Below are 365 nucleotides of genomic sequence, written 5' to 3' on the forward strand. Positions count from 1 at the left end.
GGCGGGGGCGGGGGCGGTCGTGGCGGCACGGGGCGCCGGGGTGCTCGCCGTCCGGGGGTGTGGGGACGGTGACGAGGGTGCCGGGCTCTCCCGTACCGGTTCCGCCGGCTTCTCCCTCTCCTTCTTCTCCTCCTCGGGGAACACCACGTCCGAGCACGAGTAGTACGTGTCCGGGGTGCTGCTGTTCTCCCACACCGTGTACAGCACATGACGTCCCGTCCGGTCCGACGGCAGGGTCACCCGGAACCGGTGGGCGCCGTCGGTCAGTGCCGGGTCCGTCACCTCGGCGAACGGCTCCTCGGGCAGGTCGGCCCAGGTGAGCGGTTTCGCCGGGTCGTAGCCGGGCTCCGTCAGGTACATCCGGA

Annotated in this window: 1 protein-coding gene; it reads right to left on the minus strand. The window is 72.1% G+C overall.

The features are described 5' to 3' along the window. Nucleotides 1-365 (minus strand): lytic polysaccharide monooxygenase (locus B7767_RS45560; RefSeq protein ID WP_143653021.1); only part of this gene is annotated, 365 nt, incomplete at both ends.

Origin of the sequence: Streptomyces sp. 13-12-16, from assembly GCF_002114215.1 — a bacterium.
Classification (GTDB): Bacteria; Actinomycetota; Actinomycetes; order Streptomycetales; family Streptomycetaceae; genus Streptomyces.